The 21,235-nt window shown below is 55.8% G+C and carries 17 protein-coding genes and 1 tRNA gene; 9 read left to right on the forward strand and 9 right to left on the reverse strand.

The annotated features are described in order from the left end of the window. Window positions 1-40 precede the first annotated feature (40 nt). The 3 genes from AC097R_RS13985 to AC097R_RS13995 all read left to right on the forward strand — a co-directional run bounded on the left by AC097R_RS13985 (window position 41) and on the right by AC097R_RS13995 (window position 3,482). On the forward strand, window positions 41-2,098 hold the full coding sequence (locus tag AC097R_RS13985; RefSeq protein WP_479598750.1) for a M3 family metallopeptidase: 2,058 nt from the start codon (window positions 41-43) through the stop codon (window positions 2,096-2,098). A 31-nt stretch (window positions 2,099-2,129) separates the two neighbouring features. Further along, complete coding sequence (locus AC097R_RS13990) at window positions 2,130-2,768, forward strand: glutaredoxin domain-containing protein (protein WP_479598751.1); 639 nt, start codon at window positions 2,130-2,132, stop codon at window positions 2,766-2,768. A 117-nt stretch (window positions 2,769-2,885) separates the two neighbouring features. Next, on the forward strand, window positions 2,886-3,482 hold the full coding sequence (locus AC097R_RS13995) for a hypothetical protein (RefSeq protein ID WP_479598752.1): 597 nt from the start codon (window positions 2,886-2,888) through the stop codon (window positions 3,480-3,482). Here AC097R_RS13995 and AC097R_RS14000 read toward each other — a convergent pair. Then, a complete protein-coding gene (locus AC097R_RS14000) occupies window positions 3,403-4,515 on the reverse strand; it encodes an IS1595 family transposase (protein WP_479598753.1) in 1,113 nt (370 codons plus the stop codon). The two genes, AC097R_RS13995 and AC097R_RS14000, sit on opposite strands and share 80 nt — an antisense overlap. 707 nt (window positions 4,516-5,222) lie before the next feature. Between AC097R_RS14000 and AC097R_RS14005 the strand changes: the two genes are divergently transcribed. From AC097R_RS14005 to AC097R_RS14025, 5 genes are all read left to right on the forward strand, one after another. Further along, a complete protein-coding gene (locus AC097R_RS14005; RefSeq protein ID WP_479598754.1) occupies window positions 5,223-6,308 on the forward strand; it encodes a hypothetical protein in 1,086 nt (361 codons plus the stop codon). 371 nt (window positions 6,309-6,679) lie between these two features. Beyond that, window positions 6,680-8,038, forward strand: coding sequence for a ParB N-terminal domain-containing protein (locus AC097R_RS14010; protein WP_479598755.1), 1,359 nt, complete (start codon window positions 6,680-6,682; stop codon window positions 8,036-8,038). A 75-nt stretch (window positions 8,039-8,113) separates the two neighbouring features. Continuing rightward, on the forward strand, window positions 8,114-8,968 hold the full coding sequence (locus tag AC097R_RS14015) for a DNA adenine methylase (protein ID WP_479598756.1): 855 nt from the start codon (window positions 8,114-8,116) through the stop codon (window positions 8,966-8,968). Window positions 8,969-9,151: 183 nt separating this feature from the next. Continuing rightward, on the forward strand, window positions 9,152-10,135 hold the full coding sequence (locus tag AC097R_RS14020) for a hypothetical protein (protein ID WP_479598757.1): 984 nt from the start codon (window positions 9,152-9,154) through the stop codon (window positions 10,133-10,135). Between the two features lie 839 nt (window positions 10,136-10,974). Continuing rightward, window positions 10,975-11,706: a hypothetical protein gene (locus AC097R_RS14025; protein ID WP_479598758.1), complete on the forward strand. Its 732-nt coding sequence runs from the start codon at window positions 10,975-10,977 to the stop codon at window positions 11,704-11,706. Between the two features lie 101 nt (window positions 11,707-11,807). Here the strand turns inward: AC097R_RS14025 and AC097R_RS14030 are convergent, their stop codons facing one another. The 8 genes from AC097R_RS14030 to cysS all read right to left on the reverse strand — a co-directional run bounded on the left by AC097R_RS14030 (window position 11,808) and on the right by cysS (window position 19,890). Then, window positions 11,808-13,559, reverse strand: a complete 1,752-nt coding sequence (locus AC097R_RS14030) for a hypothetical protein (RefSeq protein ID WP_479598759.1) — start codon at window positions 13,557-13,559, stop codon at window positions 11,808-11,810. A 179-nt stretch (window positions 13,560-13,738) separates the two neighbouring features. Then, window positions 13,739-14,434, reverse strand: coding sequence for a hypothetical protein (locus tag AC097R_RS14035; protein WP_479598760.1), 696 nt, complete (start codon window positions 14,432-14,434; stop codon window positions 13,739-13,741). A gap of 324 nt (window positions 14,435-14,758) precedes the next feature. Further along, the gene (locus tag AC097R_RS14040; RefSeq protein WP_479598761.1) at window positions 14,759-15,568 is read right to left on the reverse strand and encodes a mechanosensitive ion channel family protein; all 810 of its coding nucleotides are present in this window, start codon (window positions 15,566-15,568) and stop codon (window positions 14,759-14,761) included. 123 nt (window positions 15,569-15,691) lie between these two features. Then, window positions 15,692-15,784: transfer RNA gene (locus tag AC097R_RS14045), tRNA-Ser, on the reverse strand. Between the two features lie 93 nt (window positions 15,785-15,877). Then, on the reverse strand, window positions 15,878-16,840 hold the full coding sequence (gene tilS, locus AC097R_RS14050; RefSeq protein ID WP_479598762.1) for a tRNA lysidine(34) synthetase TilS: 963 nt from the start codon (window positions 16,838-16,840) through the stop codon (window positions 15,878-15,880). A 29-nt stretch (window positions 16,841-16,869) separates the two neighbouring features. Further along, entirely contained in the window at window positions 16,870-17,847 is a 978-nt protein-coding gene (locus AC097R_RS14055; protein ID WP_310345680.1) for an acetyl-CoA carboxylase carboxyltransferase subunit alpha, read from the reverse strand. Between the two features lie 13 nt (window positions 17,848-17,860). After that, a complete protein-coding gene (locus tag AC097R_RS14060; RefSeq protein ID WP_479598763.1) occupies window positions 17,861-18,511 on the reverse strand; it encodes a DNA-3-methyladenine glycosylase family protein in 651 nt (216 codons plus the stop codon). Beyond that, entirely contained in the window at window positions 18,511-19,890 is a 1,380-nt protein-coding gene (gene cysS / locus AC097R_RS14065) for a cysteine--tRNA ligase (RefSeq protein WP_479598764.1), read from the reverse strand. The genes AC097R_RS14060 and cysS overlap by 1 nt, the downstream gene beginning before the upstream one ends. Before the next feature lie 224 nt (window positions 19,891-20,114). Between cysS and AC097R_RS14070 the strand changes: the two genes are divergently transcribed. Next, the gene (locus tag AC097R_RS14070) at window positions 20,115-21,233 is read left to right on the forward strand and encodes a YybH family protein (RefSeq protein ID WP_479598765.1); all 1,119 of its coding nucleotides are present in this window, start codon (window positions 20,115-20,117) and stop codon (window positions 21,231-21,233) included. The last annotated feature ends 2 nt before the right edge of the window (window positions 21,234-21,235 follow it).

Raw genomic sequence — 21,235 nt, forward strand, 5'->3', positions numbered from 1 at the left:
CCCCAATTAGTTGTCACGTCCTTTGTCCGAGTCCTTGCCCATGAATCCACTGTTAAGCACCACTGGCCTGCCGCTGTTCAACCAGATCCAGCCCGATCATGTGCTCCCCGCCATGGACGATCTGCTGGCCCATGCCGAACAGGCGCTGGAGAAAGTCACCGCGGCCGACTTCCCCTCTGAATGGCACGCGATTGCCCGCGAGCTGGACGTAGCCACCGAGCGGCTGGGCATGGCGTGGGGCGCGGTCAGCCACCTCAACAGCGTGGCCGACACACCCGAGCTGCGCGCCGCCTACAACGCCACTCTGCCCAAGGTCACGGAGTTCTGGACCCGGCTGGGTGCCGATGAACGCCTGTACGCCAAGTACAAGGCCATAGCCACCCAAACGCTGAACGCTGAGCAACTGCAGGCCCATAAAAATGCCGTGCGCAACTTTGTGCTGGGTGGTGCCGAGCTGCAAGGTACCGAGCGCGAACGCTTTGCCGCCATCCAGGAAAAGCAGGCCGAGCTGGGCCAGAAGTTCAGCGAAAACACGCTCGATGCCACCGACGCCTTTGCCTACTACGCGACCGAAGCCGAACTGGACGGCGTGCCGCCCGATGTGGTGCAAGCGGCACGTGCGGCGGCCCAAGCCGAAGGCAAAGAAGGCTACAAGCTCACGCTGAAGATGCCTTGCTACCTGCCCGTCATGCAGTTTGCCAAGAGCAGCGCTCTGCGCGCCGTGCTGTACCGTGCCTACGTCACCCGCGCCTCCACTGAGGCCGCGGCTGAGTTCCACAAGTTCGACAACACGGCCGTGATCCGCGACATCCTGGCGCTGCGCCAGGAAGAGGCGCATCTGCTGGGCTACGCCAATTTTGGTGCCTTGTCTGTGGTGCCCAAGATGGCCGATTCCCCCGCCACCGTGGTCACGTTCCTGCGCGACCTGGCCCGCAAGGCACGCCCGTTTGCCGAGCAAGATATTGCCGACCTGCGCGCCTTCGCCCAAACCGAGCTGGGTCTGAACGACCCACAGGCCTGGGACTGGCCCTATATCTCCGAGAAGCTCAAGGAAGCGCGCTATGCCTTCAGCGAGCAAGAGGTTAAACAGTACTTCACGGCCCCCAAGGTGCTGGCGGGTTTGTTCAAGATTGTGGAGACCCTGTTCGACGTGGAAATCCGCGAAGACAGCGCCCCGGTGTGGAACGAGGGCGTCAAGTTCTACCGCATCGAGCGCCGCGGCGCCCAGGGTCTGCAGTTGGTCGGCCAGTTCTATCTGGACCCCACAGCCCGCAGCGGCAAGCGCGGTGGTGCCTGGATGGACGATGTGCGCACGCGCTGGCTGCGCCCCGATACCCAGCAACTGCAAACCCCCGTGGCCCACTTGGTGTGCAACTTTGCCGAGGGTGTGGAGATCAATGGCGTGCGGCAACCTGCGCTGCTGTCCCACGACGACGTGACCACGCTGTTCCACGAATTCGGCCACGGCCTGCACCACATGCTGACCCAAGTAAACGAGCGCGATGTCTCGGGCATCAGCGGTGTTGAATGGGATGCTGTGGAACTGCCCAGTCAGTTCATGGAGAACTTCTGCTGGGAATGGAATGTGCTGCAGCACATGACTTCGCATGTAGACACAGGCGCTGCCCTGCCCCGCGCGCTGTTTGACAAGATGCTGGCTGCCAAGAACTTCCAGAGCGGCATGCAGACCCTGCGCCAGATCGAATTCGCGCTCTTCGACATGCTGCTGCACACCGAGCACAACCCCGCAGACGACTTCATGCCGCTGCTGGAACAGGTGCGCCAGGAAGTGGCCGTGCTGCAGCCGCCAGCCTGGAGCCGTGCGGCCCACACTTTCAGCCATATCTTTGCGGGCGGCTATGCCGCGGGCTACTACAGCTACAAATGGGCCGAGGTGCTGAGCGCCGATGCCTATGCCGCGTTTGAGGAAAGCGCAGACGCCCAAGGCTTGCCCAATCCCGAAACCGGAAGACAATACCGCATGGCTATTCTGGAAGCGGGTGGCAGCCGACCTGCCATGGAGTCGTTCAAGGCCTTCCGCGGGCGCGAGCCCTCGCTGGACGCTCTGCTGCGGCACCAGGGCATGACCACCCACTGAACTCCACCGATATACGCGTAGGATTGGACCCATGACACACCGCAACATTCAGGCATGGTTGGGCGCTTCGGCTCTGGTTTTACTGGCCTTCTCTGCCCAAGGGCAGATGGTCTACAAAATCGTGGGCCCCGACGGGAAAATCACGTTTTCAGACAAACCACCAGCCGCCGACAAGGGCAAGATTGCCTCCACCGGCACCGGAGGCGCTGCCGCCGATGCCGCCAGCTCTAACCTGCCCTATGAGTTGCGCCAGGTCGTCTCCAAGTACCCGGTGACGCTGTACGCATCGGCCCAATGCGCCCCCTGCGACTCCGCCCGTAGCCTGCTCAAAGGCCGTGGCGTGCCGTACACCGAACGCTCCGTCACCACCGCGGAAGACCTGGAAGCACTGCAACGTTTGGCCGGCGAAAACTCACTGCCGTTTGGCACCATCGGTGGACAGCGATTGAAAGGCTTTTCGGACGCGGAATGGTCCCAGTACCTGGACGCGGCGGGCTACCCCAAAGCTTCGTTGCTGCCCAGCAACTACAAGTTCGCTACCGCCACTCCTTTGGTTGCCTTGCAAAAGCCTGTGGCTGCGCCTAAAGAAGCGCCCAAAGCAGCAGAACCTGCGGCTGCGCCTGCACCGTCTGCCCCCGCCCCCTCCAACCCCGCAGGCATTACGTTCTAAACACGACACCGTACCCAACGCTATTCGGTAGCTGTCGCCCATGGAAATTTATACAGGTAGTCGGTAACCTCATGCCTCATGAGAGCACCACCTACCCCCTCTTCCTTGAAATGGCTAATGAACCTGCGTGCCAGACTGGCTGGCGATCTTGAGAAATTAGAGATTACTGAAGTCAAGCGCACGCAGACCTTCTCTGAGGAGGTCGGCCGGCTAGAGGCAGAGCTTTCAGCGTTAAATGAAAGGCATGCTTGCGCCATTGAGGCCTATCGGAAGACCTTTGCGGCGGTTCGCAATCAGCTAGTCGCTACGGATCTCATATTGGCTCAACACGAAATCCAGATCAATCCAAATCTGATTGCCCCAATCCGCAGGCACGGCAGCATGGCACTCGGGAAATACGGTGACGTGACAAGGCACATTTTTGGATGTTTCCGGCAAGCTCAAGGCAAGCCGCTGACCACCACGCAAATTGCAGACTACGTTGTCGCATGTCTTGGAATTTCATTGGATACAGAAATTCGAGTTCGTATCCGCAAGAGAATGCAAGCCCTCGTCAAATATGGAAAACTTGAACGACTTCATTCTGCGGTAGGTGGTGTGGAGGGCAAATGGCGACTTGCAGAAGGTGTGCAACTCAGGTTTCGATCCGAAATTCCCCTTCTCGATGATGACCTTGCCAGTATCCTCTCCACCATCGAGAAAGCCCATTGCTGAAGATACGACCAAACAGATCAACGAGCTTTTCGCTCTCTGTTTTCCGCCGGACATCTTCGCGCCAAGCAAATTCCTGGGCATAGTCCAAGAGATACTTCGGTCGATAGCCATGGTAGGTGCCGTACTCGGCCCGTCGCATTCGAGAATAGAAGCTCTCGGCCTGGTTTTCATTGACGCCATCAATCGTGCTGAATTCAACGGAATGTTCAACACAGTGGTGGTCGTACCAGGTTGAGAGCGCGTTGTAGGCGGAATTTTCATCGGTCATGATGGTCGTTCCGGGCGTCACCATCGCTGTAGCCAGTTTGCTAGCTACTCGTTCGTTCTCTGTATAGGCAATGGCGACCCGGGTCTTGCAAGCTCCATGTCCTTTTTCGGGATAGACCTCGCGCAAAACCATGACCACACGCCGGAGCTTTCGCCTGGCCCAGTTTCTGGCTTCGGCTTTGTTACGCGGTTTCCGTTTGGGAGCGGATTCGCCGCGCATCTTGGCTTCCAATGCAGCAGTGACATCTGCCGCGTTGGTTTTAAACCGGATACGCCCCTTCCTAGGCTTGCCACAGAAATATCCCCCGTCAATCTCGACCAGACCCGACAGTACTTCGGTATCTCGCTGCCGGATCAAAGTCTCTCGCAACTTTCCGGTGAGGACGGTGGCCGTTTTGTCCTGCATGTTCAGTAGTCGGCACATAAACAGGGCGGGAACGCCCTTGGCGCTGGCAATGTACAAGCACAAAGCCATGAGCAGTTTTTTGAACTCCATCTTGCGATCAGCAAAGGGGGAGTTCACCAATGGTGAGAAGTGGTGATCGCAGTGCCGACACCGAAGTTGCCAGCGACCAATGCGGGCAAATGTCCGCCCAATACAGCCGCAAGACGGGCATACGACTTGATCCCGATTGCCCCAGCGCAGCTCCACAAATTTCCAAAAAGCCTCTTCTTCGGTCAAGTTGGCGGCCTCCCAAAGCGTGAAATCACGCAGCCGACTCGAAAGTAAGAAGTGCTGTCCTGATGCTTTTTCTTCCGTTTGCATAAGACATCCCGAAATTGTTTCTCGAATCGCCACGACTGGCGTGGCGCCGTTTTCGGGAGGGCAAAGTTTGTCCAGCAGCGCTAGCTAAAGGCTGTTGACAGACGATTACCGAAGCGGGATACTTTGCGCATCAAGTGGCCGTCCAAGCTCTTGTGCACAAAATCCAAGCCTAGGTGCGTGTTAGCGCACTCACCTAGGCTTTGTGCTTTTCTCCCAGGGACTTTTCAATCAATGGGGATTCATGGAAGCTCCTTTCAGATGAGAGGGGACAAAAGCAAAGTCCACGAGGCTGCTTATTTCGCGGCCCCGGTCTTCGCTCCAGTTGAAATTTCCGTAGTAGCTGTAGCACGGCATTTCACTAGCCAGACAGCTACGTCTCTTGCCAACGCAAAGCGGCCACGTCGGTTTGGAATATCGAAAACCGGGATGGTTACCGTGCCACGCAGCAAGGCCTGACGCAGCGCCGCAGCACTTGGATAGCCCAGCACTCGGTAGAGAACCCGAGCTCCCAAGACAGGGCCGTGACGGTCAACTAGTCCACGTTCAATCTCTTGAGCAAGAGCCTCGTCTGTGCTTTCTGATGCGGTTGTTTTCACTCGGGGCTTTCTCTGTTGTGCTCTGTCTTGCATCGTATTGATGGGTTTCAAATACGTCGAGAAGGTAAAAAAAACGGTTATCGTTACCCCCTCTGATTGCCCTTAAAACGCATGCAAGCTGTTGATTTAGCAAGGCTTTCTCTTGATGAGTTTTGTGAAAAAGTGGGTTGGTACGACCATGTACCAACTCGTCCTCGTGCGCGGCGTGATGTGACAGATGCATTGCGAACGGTCTACTGGTACAACGGTGTCCGGCAAGCAGCCAAGATCTTCAGCGCACGCGGCCTGGAGCGGAGTTTTGAACCTGAAGCGTTTTGGGTTTCAGGCGATCACGAAAGATTGCGTCGCAACAAATGGGGCAAATACCGGATGGGTCAACACGTCCCGTCCGAAACCATCGTCGCGAAAGTTGACGTGGAATTCCCAAGTTTGCGGCGGGATTTGAATCATCCTCTGTGGCAAATACTTGCTTCACGCGAATCAAGAAATTTGCAATACAAAGATTTTTTGCCGCTACTTGACTTGGACATACAGCAAGTGCTCCTAAAGCGCGGAGCGTTTGATAAGCCAGATAGCAAACGGGCAACCTCTTTGGATCTTCGCCTGGCCAACGCACTTGAGCGGCGTGCAAGTTTGGACGCACTAGCGGCCACAGTGCTGTTAATTCAGCAAACGTATGCGACCCGTCAAATGGCGCTCATGCATGAGTGGATTGGTCGTCTGTACCGAATGTTGGTCATTCTTGGCTACCACCTAATGACGCGGAACATTGCGTTGCCACTATTTGAGCTGATAGTGAAGAGAGTCTCTATGGAAACAGAATACTCTGGGATCACCCGCTATTTACCTGCCTCACGCTATATAGAAACGATTGGTGCTGTCTTGGACGCGATGTACCACCTCGAAGATTTTCCCTATGAGGAAATGTCAGAGTCTGAGAAGACTCACAACAGACAGCTCATCGTCAATGGAAAATTTGGATGGGATCACAAATGTGCATTCAATCCAATTCGAATATTCACTGGCGACACGAATTTGTGCACGGCAGATGATCGAAAAATCATCCAATGTGACATCAACCTGTACAAGTGGTCCTGGAACATGTTGCGCACTGGAGGGCATCGAAATTTTCCGCCAGAAGAAGCCATTGATGGCACGAATTTATGGGCTCGCAATTTGAATTCTTATGGTGGCTGAATTGAGTGCAACGCTTGATTTCCTGACTTCCGGTAGCGCATTTCAAGATAAAACTGGTCTTGTCACAGGTAACTTCATCCAACTTCTTAGCCTGGGCAGTCGGTCGTCAGAATTAGCGGTGCGGGACAATTTCAAGCCGTATGGTGCCCAGCGGCTATCGAAATTACTCACCACTTAAAGCCGTGAATGGCACGAATCTGGGGCTTGGAATTTGGATGTTGCCCCAGACTCAAGTGTTTAATCTGTCGGCATGCGACGAGCCCTCTACGGTTTTGAAATCTGCGTTAAGCTAGGATGCGTCTCGTTACAAAATAACATGTGATATCGGAATCACGGGAACGAAAAAGCACGCAATCTAGGGAGCAATTCAAATGGTGAAGAAGCGCGGCAACACATCCCCTCAAGGCAAAGCGGTTCTTGGGGATCAGTTGATTTCAATCAGTCGATTGCATTTGGACCCCCAGAATCCCCGGCACGAGCCGTTGGAAAGCGACACGGAAATCATCAAACAACTTTGCAACGCGGAAATGGTCGCTGAGTTAGCTCAGGACATTGCAAGGCGTGGATCGTTGAGCCCGCTCGATGTGTTGGGAGTAATCCCGTTCGAGGGGCACCCAGGACATTTCATTGCGGTTGAAGGCAACCGGCGCACATGTGCTTTGATTTTGTTGGCTGATGCCAATCGTGCACCGACGCCTGCGATGCAAGTGCAAATTCGACGCGTCGCCGCCTCTGCGGCGGTTCCGCGAGAGGTGAAAGTCCACGTTTTTGCAGATCGCGAAGCGGCAAAACCCTGGATCGATTTGCGTCATCTTGGTCCACAAGGTGGCATCGGCACTCTCGAATGGGATGCAGATCAAAAAACAAGGGCTGCCGGTGGCAATACGCGCACTTCGTCGCGTGCCAACACTCTTTCTTTGGCGGTCTTGGATCGTTTGCTTCAAATGGGTTTGTTGACAGCCGATCAGAGGCGCCAAGCGAGCCTGACGACCATCACGCGCTACTTGGGTACGCCAGGAGTGCGTGCAATTCTCGGACTTGGTAGCGGGAAAGAATTGATCTATACACACGATGTCGCTGAAGTCGATGCCGCACTGCAGCACTTAGTTCTCGACAGCATTGAACCTAAAGCCGACGGGAGTTTTCCCGTCAACTCACGCAGTGGCAGTGCGGATCGATTGGCATATGCCAATGGCATGAAGAATGCCGGAAATGCACCGACTACTCCGTTGGCAGCACCCGCGCCACCACAAGCGGCTGCTGCCAGAGTTGTGTCAACCAACAGAAAGCGCAGTGCTTCTAACCCCGCAAACCACCCAACACTGTTTGATAGGAGTTTCACGATAACGCATCGTGACCCCGTACTCTTGCGTCTGCGAAATGAAGGGCTTTCGCTCGTGTTGAAGGACTACCCTTTTAGCGCCAATTATTTGCTGCGCGCGCTCGTTGAACAAATAATGATCTTGTTCGCCAAGAAACGCGGCAAGTACAACACTGCACTGACTGACGAAGCACTCACTCAATTGTGCGCAGCCGAGTTGAAGGCTATTGGGACAAGTGGGAAGGCGTTGACCGTGATAAATAAGGCTGCAGGCAATGCCTCGCAGCCTCACAGCCTTCACAGCTTAGGACACGCTGTGCACGGCGGATCGATACCAACTAGACAGAGTTTGAGGGCGCTTTTTGATACATGGCAACCTTCTCTTCGCGCAATGCTGGACGCACTCTGAACGCGCTTCTGCACAGATTCATTTTTGAAAAAATAGTGCTGGCCAAGTGACGCGGCGATCGATATCATCGCGCCCATGCCTGTTACCGACTCCCCTCTGCGCTACCCCGGTGGTAAAACGCAATTGAGCCCCTTTGTATTAGATCTTGCACGAGCCAATGATCTGTATGGGGGGGTATATGCGGAGCCCTTTGCAGGGGGCGCAGGAGTGGCTTGGCGGCTTTTACTTAACGGTGACATGACTGAGGTCTGGCTTAACGATATAGACCCAACCATATTTGCCTTTTGGGATACGGTAGTGCATAGGCCGGATCCACTGTGCGAGCGAATTTTGCGCGAGAAGGTGACTATTGAGGAATGGCATGCCCAACGCAGCATTTTGAGCAATCCTGGAGCCAGCTCGCTAGACCTAGCCTATGCAACGCTATTCCTGAATCGGACCAATCGCTCAGGCATCTTGAAGGGTGGAGTCATCGGTGGTAAGTCTCAGACTGGGAATTACAAACTGGATTGCCGCTTCAATAAGACAGATCTGATTGAAAAAATTCAACGTATTCATATTTATCGGGATGTCATTCGCGTCAGTCAATTGGATGCCGAGAAATGTCTTCGTAAGTGGGAAAAAGAGTTGCCGCGACGTGCGCTAGTGAACATCGACCCTCCCTACTATACGCAGGGACGGGATCTGTATTTGAGCTTCTATGCGCCAGAAGATCATGGTCGACTCGCGAAACTGGTGCGAGGTCTTAAGGTTCCGTGGATGTTGACATATGACGACGCTCCCCAAATTGAAGAACTGTATGCTGGTCTACCAATCTATCGCAAAAGCCTAACTTACTACGCTCAAGTCAAACGGCGCGCGTCAGAACTACTGATATTGGCTCCAGCGCTCAATCCACCGGTAGCGTTGCAGCTACCTATGGCGGCATAGGACTTTAGAGGTGACGAGTGATGCCATGCGCTACAGAAATTGTTGGTGCTGGCATCGCGTGGTTGCCAAGAATGGACACTGCGGCTCTTTTTTGCAGAGACTATTGGGCTTCAACTGCCCGCGATTGTTCTGTCGTGAGATTGGTGTTCTCGGGAGCCCAGTACCACTGACTCGAAGAGAAAAATGCTGGAATTTGGAAACGAAGAAATCGAAGACTTTGTTGGGTTTTGTACCGACAAAGGCTTTTGGGTAGGCGAACGCATCGAGGTATTTGACAAAGAGAACAGATGGCGCCTTTCCGGTATGGTTCCAGAGATTTCGATTTGCATGGATTCTGAAAAATTCACTGCACTGGTTTGCATAGATGGATTGATCCTGCTTAGAGTCAAAGAGCTTTCAGTGAGCATGCCAAGCATGTCGGACACCCCTAGAGCTGTGCAATGGTGGGAGGAACACATCGACTATATGAATGCATTGCTAGTCTTTCTGGAATCGGAATCCAATAAATGCACTCAATCAGGGAAGATAGAACTCTCTTCGATATCAATCGATAAAACATGCCGAGTCGGCATTCAAGGCGGACGGCCGCTTAGACGCGTGCACATAGGAGAAATTTCTCGGGTGAGGGCAAGGCAACAGGCTACCGGATGGCTCATAGGCGCAGACGAGAAAACCATGCCGTCCATTGAGTGGACTGGTTGGGATAACTGGACTGTCGTTTCTGAAGAAGCCATTGAAGCCGGTCTAACTCAATTTAAACACGCGATTCCAAATCCGACGCTTATCAAACGACTGTCTTTTATCGCTCAGGCCAAGTCGGCTTTTACGAGGAACGATTTTCGAATCGCTTTCCTACTTCTTTGGTTTGTAATTGAAGCAGCTGCAAAAGACATGCTATTGCTTGCGGGCGAAACACTTGACAGCAATCAACCAACCATCAATTCTGTGCTTCGAAGACTGAGAATCCGTGGTCTGGTGAGTGCAGAACTGTTTTCTGAATTGGATGACTTGCGGAAGCGGGTGCGAAACAAGCTGATGCATGAGTCTGAGACCGCGACTTGTCTACCTTCAGATTGCATCATCGCTGCGGGCGCAGTTCTCACACTTGTTCAGCCGAATTTGGCAACTTCAATCGACCTGCGCTGGTCTTATAGTGTCGCGTTTTGAACGACCGTCATCGTTTCAAAAGTTCGGCCCAATGCAAAACGATGCCCTATATCTGATAGCGCTAAACGTATCGTCGATTCGGTAGCTTCGTTTTTGTAGCGATTCACATGTACTCTTGGGAGCTCTCAGCAGTCCAGAGCACTGCGACGGTGGAAACTCAAACCTGAAAAAGGCAGGTCTCAACATATTCACCTGGGGAAGTAGGGGAAAGAATGCCTCTAAAGCAAAAAAGGCCGAGTTCAAGGTGAACTCGGCCTTCAGCTCAAGAAGGATTATTTCTTCTTGGGTGGCGCCTCAACAACAGTACGGGTGGGCGCTGTCCTGGCACGTTCCAGAGGAACGTACCGGCCAGTGCCTGCGTCACGGGCATGACTACCGGGTGCCGGAGGGCGGGGTGGGTTGGATTTCATGATCCAGGTCTTTCTGCTCTAAGAGCGCTAAAAATAGACCGAGCACCATCTTCAAATCAGGCAAAATAATCCAGTCACTGATTACTTTGTAATTCGACTCCCAGCCCGGTCAAAAAGGTTTTGGGATGCAAGAGCCGAGGCTGCAACCTCGGCTTTTTGCTTTCTGGTGATCACACTATACCTAGTGCCTCTGATCCATTCAAGCCACTACATGTAGCGTTCAGACTTGAAAACCTTTAAACTGCGTTTAAACACCGTTTAAACGCAGTTTAAAGGTCTAGGGGATTTTTATCAGGGTAAACACTTAGATAAAAATAGCCGCCTGGATCAAAAAACAGCCTGCAAAAGGCGCGCGCGCGATGTATCTGAAGGGCGGTTGGCCCCATTAGGTGGTCGTGAACTTAAGAATCCTCTTCTGTGAAGGCTCGCATGCCGCTGCAGGATTCGACCAGATCAAAATCGGGAATCCCTATGGCAATTCCAAGGCGATGCGGCTTACCGTCGTTAACTCAAAACATTGAAGGCTTACGAATGCATGCGCTGCTAATGGCCATGTTTGTTCCGGAGTCGGATGTCACGCCCGTTGCCCAAAAGTGGCGCTCTTGGCTTGTCCACAACCTTTTGAAGATTGCTCGCCACTACACCGACGCGCGCAAACTGATCCTGGACCAGATTAATGCGGGCACCGGGCCAGTGTTGGAGGCGGTAAAGGGAAGCGCTCTACCCATCTTGGATTTCGCTCTCGCAATGGAAGACTGCGTCACGTCGCTTGAAAAAGTCATTGTGTGCATCAGCGCACTGGACAGAAAAGGCCAGATGTCAGGAGCGCGTCTCTTGGCTCTTGAGGCGGAGAGAAACGCTTTGAAGCGCCTGCGGAACCAGCAAGAGCACATGCATAACGATATTGCTGCAGGGAACACTGGAAACGGCCCAATCTACTTGACCGTCATGGACGACGACGAAGGCATGCGGTTTCGCGATCTAACAATGACGTTCGCTGATCTACTTCGACTCATAGACGCGGCTTACTTGGACATCGCGGCGCTGTTTCCAAATCATGACGTGCGGTCGGCGGCCAGCCCAGCCGGCACACCATGCTTGAGCATCACGATGACCCTTGAAGAGATTGGACCAGACGGCCAGGTCAAGCAAATTTTGTAAACACAGTTGTCGAACAGACTGAAATCCGCTGCCAAACCTCCAACCGGCCGCTGTTGCTGCGGTCGCCCGTTTTTTATGGGGAGGGCTTGTTTCTCGCGTTTCTACTCGCCGTCGAAAAGCAAGTTTCCTGTGCACCAAATGGCGTAGCCAAAGTTACTGATCAACTGTTCGCCCTGACGCAGATACGACGCGGCGGTGTCGATGCCGGCAAGTTTGAGGGCTTCGTCGATTTTCGAACTTGTCGGATGCGCATCGCCAAGGCGCATGTCGTAGGCACCGGCGATGGCCGCAAAAACCTCTTTAGCACGCGCCTCCCCGGCCTTCTGGGCCAGAACGCTCTGCAGCAACTTGTTGGACCCCAGCTTCTCTTTGTCAGGGTGGTGGGATAGCTTACGAAGAGAACGCACGTCCAATCGATCGGAAAAAATGCGAACGAGCTCTTTGGCCAGCCGTAGGAGCGTAGCTTGGTCCTTGCTCGAAAACCGAGAGACGTGCTGCATGGATGCAAAATCGTCAATCTCATGCGTGAACAATGACACACCGAATCTCCTGTGGAAGTCGATACCCAACATCCGCATGCACTCAAACAGCATTTTCTCCACAGCGTGAGTGCCCGCTGGATTTGCCTTGACCTGCGCGGCCAGAAGCTCAGCACTAACTTTGCCCTCGGGTGCGACATTGCTGGCGGCCCAGAGGAACTGTTCCCAAGCGGGCAGCTTGGCGACATCGTAGGCGTAGACGGTGATGAGGTCCGACGTGTTAATGCCGAAATGAGTCATGTACCCCGAAGTGGAATTGATCGCACCAGTTTCCGCTGTGTACCATTTCAACGAAAAGCCTCGACGGCTCAAAAGCTCATTGACCACGGATGCGCGGAACCAGAGCCACCGTCCAATGTCTTCGTCGTCCAACTCGGCCGAAAACTTACGCGAGCCATCCGTATCGACGATGAAGTGCGGTAGATTCTGATCACTGTCCCCGCGCACACGCGTACTTTTCCCTTGATGTTCGATCCACTCATCTCGCCAGAATTCGCCTTCAATGCGCACCCCGGAATACCCGCCTCTATGGCCCTCGGCTTTCTCTGAGGCGGTGTTGTCATTCGTTTCAGGGCCCATGACCGGAGCATCTTCCTCCTCGTCGACGTCTGTGCGCCACATACGAAATGATGCCCAACTTCCGCCAAACACCTCGTTCAGCTCCCTGAAGCGCAGCTCGTACCTGCCACCATCACGCTGCTCCTGGATCTCGTTCATACCGGCGTAGGGACTATCCTTGAGGGTGGTCACGTTCTCGACACGCTGGCGGTAGTAGGACAGGCGAAGAAATAGGCCGCGCGCGGCCAAGTAGTCCATTAGGAATTCACGCTTGATTTCGATCAGGCTTTGAATTCCATCGCCGTCCACCGACTCTCTGGCGACCACGACAAAGTCCTCTTCCGGTCTGACCCAGTTCGGCCCCTCCTTAATTAGTCGAAGCGCGACGACGAGGTCTGGATTCAATATCCACTGTCGGCCGCCGATCACGGGTTGCGGATGCTCGAAAACTAGGTTGATCCCTACTGGCTCCTTGTCGTTGTACTGATATTCATCAATCGGTGAGTAATGACCGTCTGAGTAGGCATACGGTGCCACCGTGTGTCCGATGCCAATGTCGCTCCAACTCAAGCGCTCAGCAAGCTCACGATGCTGTTTGGGGAAGGCAACTGAGCCACAGGCAAACACGTCACCGACATAGCCAATTGCTTTCACATTGCCTTTTTCGTCATTGAGTGAAGCACGAAGGGGAACCCATGTCGCCCGAGAAAAGGGGCGCCGAATTTCAGACGAATGAAGGATCCAAGCCTCGTTCATAAAGCGGCACTCAAGGTGATGTCAGCAGCCGCTATTCTGATACAGCGATCCGCGCCGTACATATGTCGGACCGTCTTTTAATCTTGAGCACGGAATCAGCGCTGCATAAAGGCACGTTGGGTGCAGTCAAAAATAGTCACGGACGAGCGCCAGTTTTGGCCCACCCAGAATGCGTTCCACTACTCAGCCTCCGAAGAGCTAACAGCTTCAAAAAGCTGCTGAATGAGATTGTGAACAATGACAAATGTCCTAAACACTGTCGGATAAAGATTGCTTGTGCCGTGGCCATGCATATTCCGAATGCTTGGCAAACTATCAGCGACTCTCTCCAGCCAATCGATCGCCAAGTCTTCCTCTGTTGGACGGATAGATGAGTCGTCATAGGCGATTTCGGTCAGTCCTTGTTCTTGCATTGTTTTGCTCAGTTCCAAGAAGTGGCGATGACGGGCAAGCTCACCTGCGATCTCATGCCTGGGTGTGAAGCGAGCATCATTGATAAACCCTTTGGCTCGGGCCTCACGCAGCATGAACTTCAATCCAGGCACGCGCTCATCTTCGGTTCTTAGCAATCCTTCGGCAATGAATTTTGACCGCAGTCCAAACTCTAAGGTTGTCAGCGCGTATTGCTCTGCAACCATGTAGAACCGATAGACGCACCAGGAATACAAGAAGAGGTTTTTTGCCGTCTCAAAGTGGATGCGGACACTTTCAGGAACAGCTTTCCCATATACCAAGCCGGACATGGCTTGATGATGTCCGGCTAATCGGTCGAAGGCGTATGCCCCGGAACCCATTCGAGCATCTGGAAGCGCGATTTGCTCTGGACTACGTAGGGAGTCAGCTGGGTCTATGTCTTGAGATGAAAGAGAGTTCATCTACAAATAATGCCTCATGCCGCTGAATGGCGGAGTTGAAGAGAATATTCAGAGGCCGACGATTTGAATGCCGAGCATTGACGCGTGCTCATTTTTTAGTAAAAATCACTCTGTCGCCCTTTAAGGCCATTGTGTATTCTCTCCCCTTGAGGGACCCGCTAAAGCCCAGCTCTGCTGGGCTTTAGCCTTTCTGGAATACCAAGTCGCCGTGCCTCCAATTCCACCTCTTGGACTGACCTATCCATCTTTGGGCGACAGCTACCGAATAGCGGTACCCAACAAAAAAGGCTGCCCCGTGGCAGCCTTTTTTGTTTCATCTCCCTGTCAAAGGTTGCGATGCGCCACCGGTGTTTCAGGTACCGGGTACCCCGCTGCACCAAAGGTGCTGACCACCGCCTTGTGGGTGTCAAAGTACACCTGCCAGTAGTGGTCGGTGTGGGTGTAAGGCCGCACGCACAGCAGCGGGCCCTCAGCCGTGAACTGCAGAATTTCGATATCAGGTGCCGGTGTGGCGGCCACATTCGGAATGGCCGCTACGGCCGCCCGCAGACGGGCAATCGCGTCCAGTACATCCACCCCATTGGCCACCTTGGCCAGGCAATCCACCCGGCGGTGCGACAAGGTACTGAAGTTCTGGATCGCGCCCGAAAACACCGTGTTGTTGCCCACGATGGTGACCACGTTGTCGGGTGTGACCAAAGTGGTGCCAAACAGGCCCAGCTCTTTGACCGTACCGGTCACGCCGCCCGCAGTCACGAAATCACCGACCTTGTACGGGCGCAGCACCTGCATGAACACACCGGCCGCGAAATGCGTGAGCAAGCCGCCCCAGGCGGTTCCAATGGCCAAGCCTGCACCGGCCAGCAGGGCCGCAAATGACGTGGTCTGCACGCCGAAGATGTCCAGAATCGCCAGAATCAGAACAATGTTCAGAATAACGGCCAGGATGGAGGTCAGGTAGTTTGCCAACGTCTGGTCCACCTTGCCACCGCGCTGCAAGGCGGCGCCCATGAGCCGCAACGCCAATGCGATTAACCAGCGGCCCACAATCCAGGCGCCCAAAGCGCCCAGCAACTTGAGACCAAAGTCTGCGCCCTGTGTCGTCAAAAATGTCCAGATGACTTCCGTGTTCATGCTCCCATGCTCCCAAAAATAAACTAATGCTGGCGATGATAGCTTTGGGAGAAATGGGGAAACGTCAACTATGTGGCGTACAGACGAAAAAAAGCCCGATCACAGATCGGGCTTTTTAAACTTTGGCGGAGACGGAGGGATTCGAACCCTCGATGAGGCTCTACACCCCATACTCCCTTAGCAGGGGAGCACCTTCGGCCACTCGGTCACGTCTCCTAAAGGTCAGGCGAGATTATCGCACAGACTCCGACCTGTTTTTCCCAAACCGCGGCTGGTTGCAGCTCATCCTTCAACACATCCGACGAATGCCTATGGCGTGTACCAAGCCAGCACCAGGCCCCTACGCTCCACAAAACCCTGCGCCACCTTGATGTGGATGCGATGGCCACGTGTGGTGCAATCCGCAATCTGCTGCTGGAGCTCAGCCAATTGCGCTGCGCTCGGAATCACACCGTAAACACTGGCGAGCCAGTGTCGCAAGGCATTGGCCTGGCGTGCCGCGCTTAAGGCTTGCAGTCCTTTCAAGCTTGGCAATCCATCGTCGGTACGGTACACGACCCGAAGATCGGCAACGGCCATCTCGTCCAACAGCGTCTGGGCTTGTGCGGCATGGGCGGCGCTGCGGGCCACTGTGTCGCGAAACTGGGGGAACACGGCTTCCAACGCGGGCAGCAATTGGGCGCGGATGCGGTTGCGCGTGAAACGCTGGTCGGTATTGGTCGGGTCTTCTACAAAACCAGCCCCACGCTCGGCCAGCCAGGCCCGAATGCCTGCCGCCGAAACCGCCAGCAGGGGCCGGTAAAAGGCTAAGCCATCGCGCTGCCACTGTGCAGGCATGGCGCTCAGGCCGCGCAGGCCCGCGCCGCGGCTCAGCGCCAGTAGCAAGGTCTCTACCTGGTCGTCGGCATGCTGGGCCAGTGCTATGGATTTAATAGCTTCTTGCGCAGGATCCATGAGAGCTAGAGCACTCAAAGCCTTGTAACGGGCGGTGCGGGCAGCATCTTCGGGGCTCTGACCCGGTGCGTGCCCGGCATCCACTTTCAGCACCCGCAGGGGCACGTTCAGTTGGGTACAGAGATCGACACAATGGGTTTCAAAATCGGCCGCAGCGGCTTGCAGACCGTGGTTCACATGGAGGGCGACCACCTGCCCTGGCCACTTGGCGGCACAGGCCATGAGCAAGGCGGTGGAATCGGCGCCACCACTCAGTGCCACGCCCAAAGGCAAAGCGGGCGCAAAGGCCCGCAGGGCCGCATCCAGTGACTGGGTCATGGCGTGCGGCAGGTTGCCGGGCTGCCGGCTTATTTGCCGGTGGCCTTGGTGTCGGTAAAGCGGCCGTAGCTTTGCAGGCGCTCGTAGCGGCGGTCCAGCAATTCTTTGACCTTGAGGTCGCTGATCTGGCGGTAGGCATCGCCCAGCGCACGCTTCAAGAAGGCTGCGGCCTGTTTGGTGTCGCGGTGCGCGCCCCCCACAGGCTCGTTGACGATCTTGTCCACCAGACCCAGGGCCTTGAGGCGGTGGGCGGTGATGCCCAGGGCATCCGCAGCGTCCTGCGCCTTGTCGGAGGTCTTCCACAGAATCGAGGCGCAGCCTTCGGGGCTGATGACTGAGTAGATGGAGTACTGCAACATGATGACCTGGTCTGCCACCGAAATTGCCAGCGCACCGCCCGAGCCGCCTTCGCCAATGATGGTGGTGATGATGGGCACTTCGAGCTGCGCCATCTCGAAGATATTGCGGCCAATGGCTTCGGACTGGCCACGTTCTTCAGCATCAATGCCGGGGTAGGCACCGGGCGTGTCCACAAAAGTGAACACCGGCAGCTTGAACTTTTCGGCCAACTTCATGAGGCGCAACGCCTTGCGGTAACCCTCAGGCTTGCTCATGCCGAAGTTGCGCAGACCGCGTTCTTTGGTGTCACGGCCTTTTTGCTGGCCGATCACCATGCACGGGGTGCCGTTGAAACGTGCCAGGCCACCTACGATGCTCAGGTCATCCGCAAAGTGGCGGTCACCGTGCAGCTCCACAAAATGCGTGAAGATGTCGTTGACGTAGTCCAGCGTGTAGGGACGCTCGGCATGGCGCGCGATCTTGGTGATTTGCCAGGGGGTCAAATCACTGTAAATGTCCTTGGTGAGCTGCTGGCTCTTCTTGCTCAGCTGGTCAATCTCGGCGGAAATGTCCACCGCCGACTCGTTCTGCACATAGCGCAACTCTTCGATCTTGCCTTCCAGCTCGGCAATGGGCTGTTCAAAGTCGAGAAATGTCTTTTTAGCCAACGCGGTTCTCCTTCTAGTACGCGACCGGTAGGGGGTCGAGAGACCGCCAAATATACCAAGTTGCCACGCTGCAGTACGGCGCCCAGGCGGCGGCCACCTCGCGCGCATCACTGCGACTTACTACATCGTCCGAAAAATAGTTCTTGCTGATGCCCTGGATCAGGCCGTCATCGTCCAGCGGCAGCACATTGGGACGCATCAGGTGGAAGATCAGGAACATCTCAGCCGTCCAGCGACCAATGCCGCGGATAGCCACCAGTTCCGCGATGATTTCCTCATCGCCCATGCCGTCCCAGTCCTTGACGTGCAAGGCCCCATTGTCAAAGTGCAGCGCCAAGTCCACCAAATACTCGACCTTGCGCACGCTCAGGCCCGCGGCGCGCATATCGTCCACCTTGAGCTTGAGCACATTGGCCGGGGTCATCTTGCGCGGCAGCAATGCAAAGCGGTCCCACACCGTCTGGGCTGATTTGACCGAGATCTGCTGGCCCACAATGCTGCGCGCCAGAGTGACGAAGGCGTCGCCCCGGGTTTGCAGGCAGGCATCGCCAAACTGGGGAATCAGGCGCTTCATCACCCGGTCTTTTTTCATCAGATGCTTGCAGGCCTCTTCCCAAAAATAGGGAGTGGCTACCGCCTCTTCGGACTTGATAGATGTAGCCATTACTGCGTGGCTTCCCAAGTCGTGCCCGTGGCCGAGTCCTTCAGCACGATGCCCTGGGCCAGCAAATCCTTGCGGATGGTGTCGGCCAGGGCAAAGTCTTTGGCAGCCTTGGCGGCAGCGCGCTGGGCAATCAAGGCCTGGATAGCGGTATCACCCAAGGACGCACCCGCTTGCAAAAACGCTTTAGGGTCCGCTTGCAACAGCCCAAGACAAGCCCCCAAGGCTTTCAACTGCCCGGCCAACGCGGTGGATTTGCTGCGGTTTACTTCAGTCGCCAGGTCAAACAACACGGCAACGGCCTCGGGCGTGCCGAAATCTTCGTCCATGCCGGCCTTAAAACGTGCCGCAAAGGGCTCAGACCAGTCGATAGCTGTCGGCACTTGGGGCGCCACGAGATCCAACGCCGTGTAAAGGCGGCGCAGTGCGGCGTGGGCGTCGTTCAGGTGGGCATCGCTGTAATTCAGTGCCGTACGGTAATGGGTACGCACCAGGAAGAAACGCACCGTCTCCACGTCGTACTTGGCCAAGACCTCACGGATGGTAAAGAAATTGCCCAGGCTCTTGGACATCTTCTCGTTGTCCACCCGCACAAAGCCGTTGTGCACCCAAAAGGCCGCCAGCGGCTTGCCATTGGCACCTTCACTCTGGGCGATCTCGTTTTCGTGGTGGGGAAACTGCAGATCAGCCCCACCGCCATGGATGTCGAAGGTTTCGCCCAGCGTTGACCCGCACATGGCAGAGCACTCGATGTGCCAGCCGGGGCGGCCGGCACCGAACGCACTGTCCCACTTGGCGTCGGCCGGTTCTTCGGGCTTGGCAGCCTTCCACAGCACAAAGTCCAGGGGGTCTTCCTTGCCATCCAACACGGCCACACGCTCCCCGGCCCGCAGTTCATCCAGCGACTTGCCCGAGAGCTTGCCGTAGCCGACAAACTTGCGCACCGAGTAATTCACATCGCCATTGCTGGCGCGGTAGGCCAGGCCCCTGCCCTCCAACCGCCCAATCAGTGACAGCATCTGCGGCACGTATTCGGTGGCGCGTGGCTCTAAAGTGGGGGGCTCAATCCCCAGCGCGCCAATGTCGGCGTGCATGGCGGCAATCATTTCATCGGTGAGCTGGCGGATGGTGATGCCACGCTCCAGCGCGCGCTTGATGATTTTGTCGTCAATATCGGTGATGTTGCGCACATAGGTAACGCGAAGGCCACTGACCTTGAGCCAGCGCTGCACCACGTCGAACGCCATCATCATGCGAGCATGGCCGATGTGGCACAGATCGTAGATGGTCATGCCGCAAACGTACATGCGCACATGCCCCGCCTCGATCGGTGAAAACGTTTCCAACTCACGCGACAGCGTGTTGTAAATGCGCAAACTCATGGGTATCTCAAAACCAACACACAAAAGCAGCGAGCCCATGGCAACTCGGGTGCGGGTTGCAGGGCTCGCGCGGGGTGAATCCGGGGTATTTGCCGGGGAGAGACAGGCTACCCCTCAGCTACAATGCAACGCAGTATAAAGCCCCGGCCAGAGGGCCATCACCCGCGCAGAAATCCAAAGGCAATATGAAGCACGCCCCCTCTCTCGTATTCTCATCACTCCGAATGGCAGCCCTCGCGGTCTCCATGATGCTGTCGGTAGCCCATGCGGATGAATATGCGGACGTGTCCCAACTGGTGCGCAATGGCAAGCTGGCCGATGCACTGACCAAGGCCGACCAGTACCTGGCGACCAAGCCACGTGATCCACAAATGCGCTTTCTCAAGGGCGTGATCCAGCGCGATTCTGGCAAAACCAGCGACGCCATCGCCACCTTCACCCGCCTGACCGAAGACTACCCCGAGCTGCCCGAGCCCTATAACAACCTGGCTGTTCTGTACGCTGGTCAGAGCCAGTTTGACAAGGCCCGCACTGCACTGGAAATGGCCATCCGCACCAACCCCAGCTACACCACCGCCCATGAAAACCTGGGCGACGTATATGCCAAACTGGCCAGCCAAGCCTATGGCAAGGCGCTACAGCTGGATGCATCCAACACCGCCGTGGCGCCCAAGCTGGCCCTGATTCGCGAGCTATTCAACCCTGCGGCCAAGGGTCAACGCCCCACGGCCGCAGTAACACTGCCCTCCCCCGTGCCCGCAGCGCCCAGCGCTGCTGTGGTTGCTACGGCGCCCCCGGCCAAAGCCCCGCCAACCCTGCCCGCCCAGGCCCCAGTCAAGGCGCCCCCCACATTGGCCACCGCACCGGCACCCGCCGCCACCGTGGCAGCTGTCACACCACCTGCGGCTGCTGTGCCTCCTGTTGCAGCAGCTGCGCCAGTGGCCACACCGGCCCCCACGCCCACACCACAACCGGCCGCCGCGCCTGCCCATGTGGCTGCCAATGGCAACAAGGAAGTGGAAGCCGCCGTGCGTGCATGGGCCCATGCCTGGGCGTCCAAAGACGTCAAAGGCTATCTAGCCTCCTATGGCAAGGAATTTGACCCACCTGGCAACGGGAACCGCGGCGCCTGGGAAGAAGAGCGCCGCCAGCGCATCACCAGCAAGTCAAAAATCAGCGTGAAACTGGAGAATCTGAATATCTCGGTCAATGGCAACAAAGCGGTGGCCAAGTTCCGCCAGGACTACAAGGCCAATGAATTGGCCGTATCCAGCCGCAAGGCGCTGGACTTGGTCAAGGCCGGTGAGCGCTGGGTCATCGTGCGGGAGTCGGTGGTCAACTGAGT

The organism is Rhodoferax sp. ZS1R25, assembly GCF_056521335.1.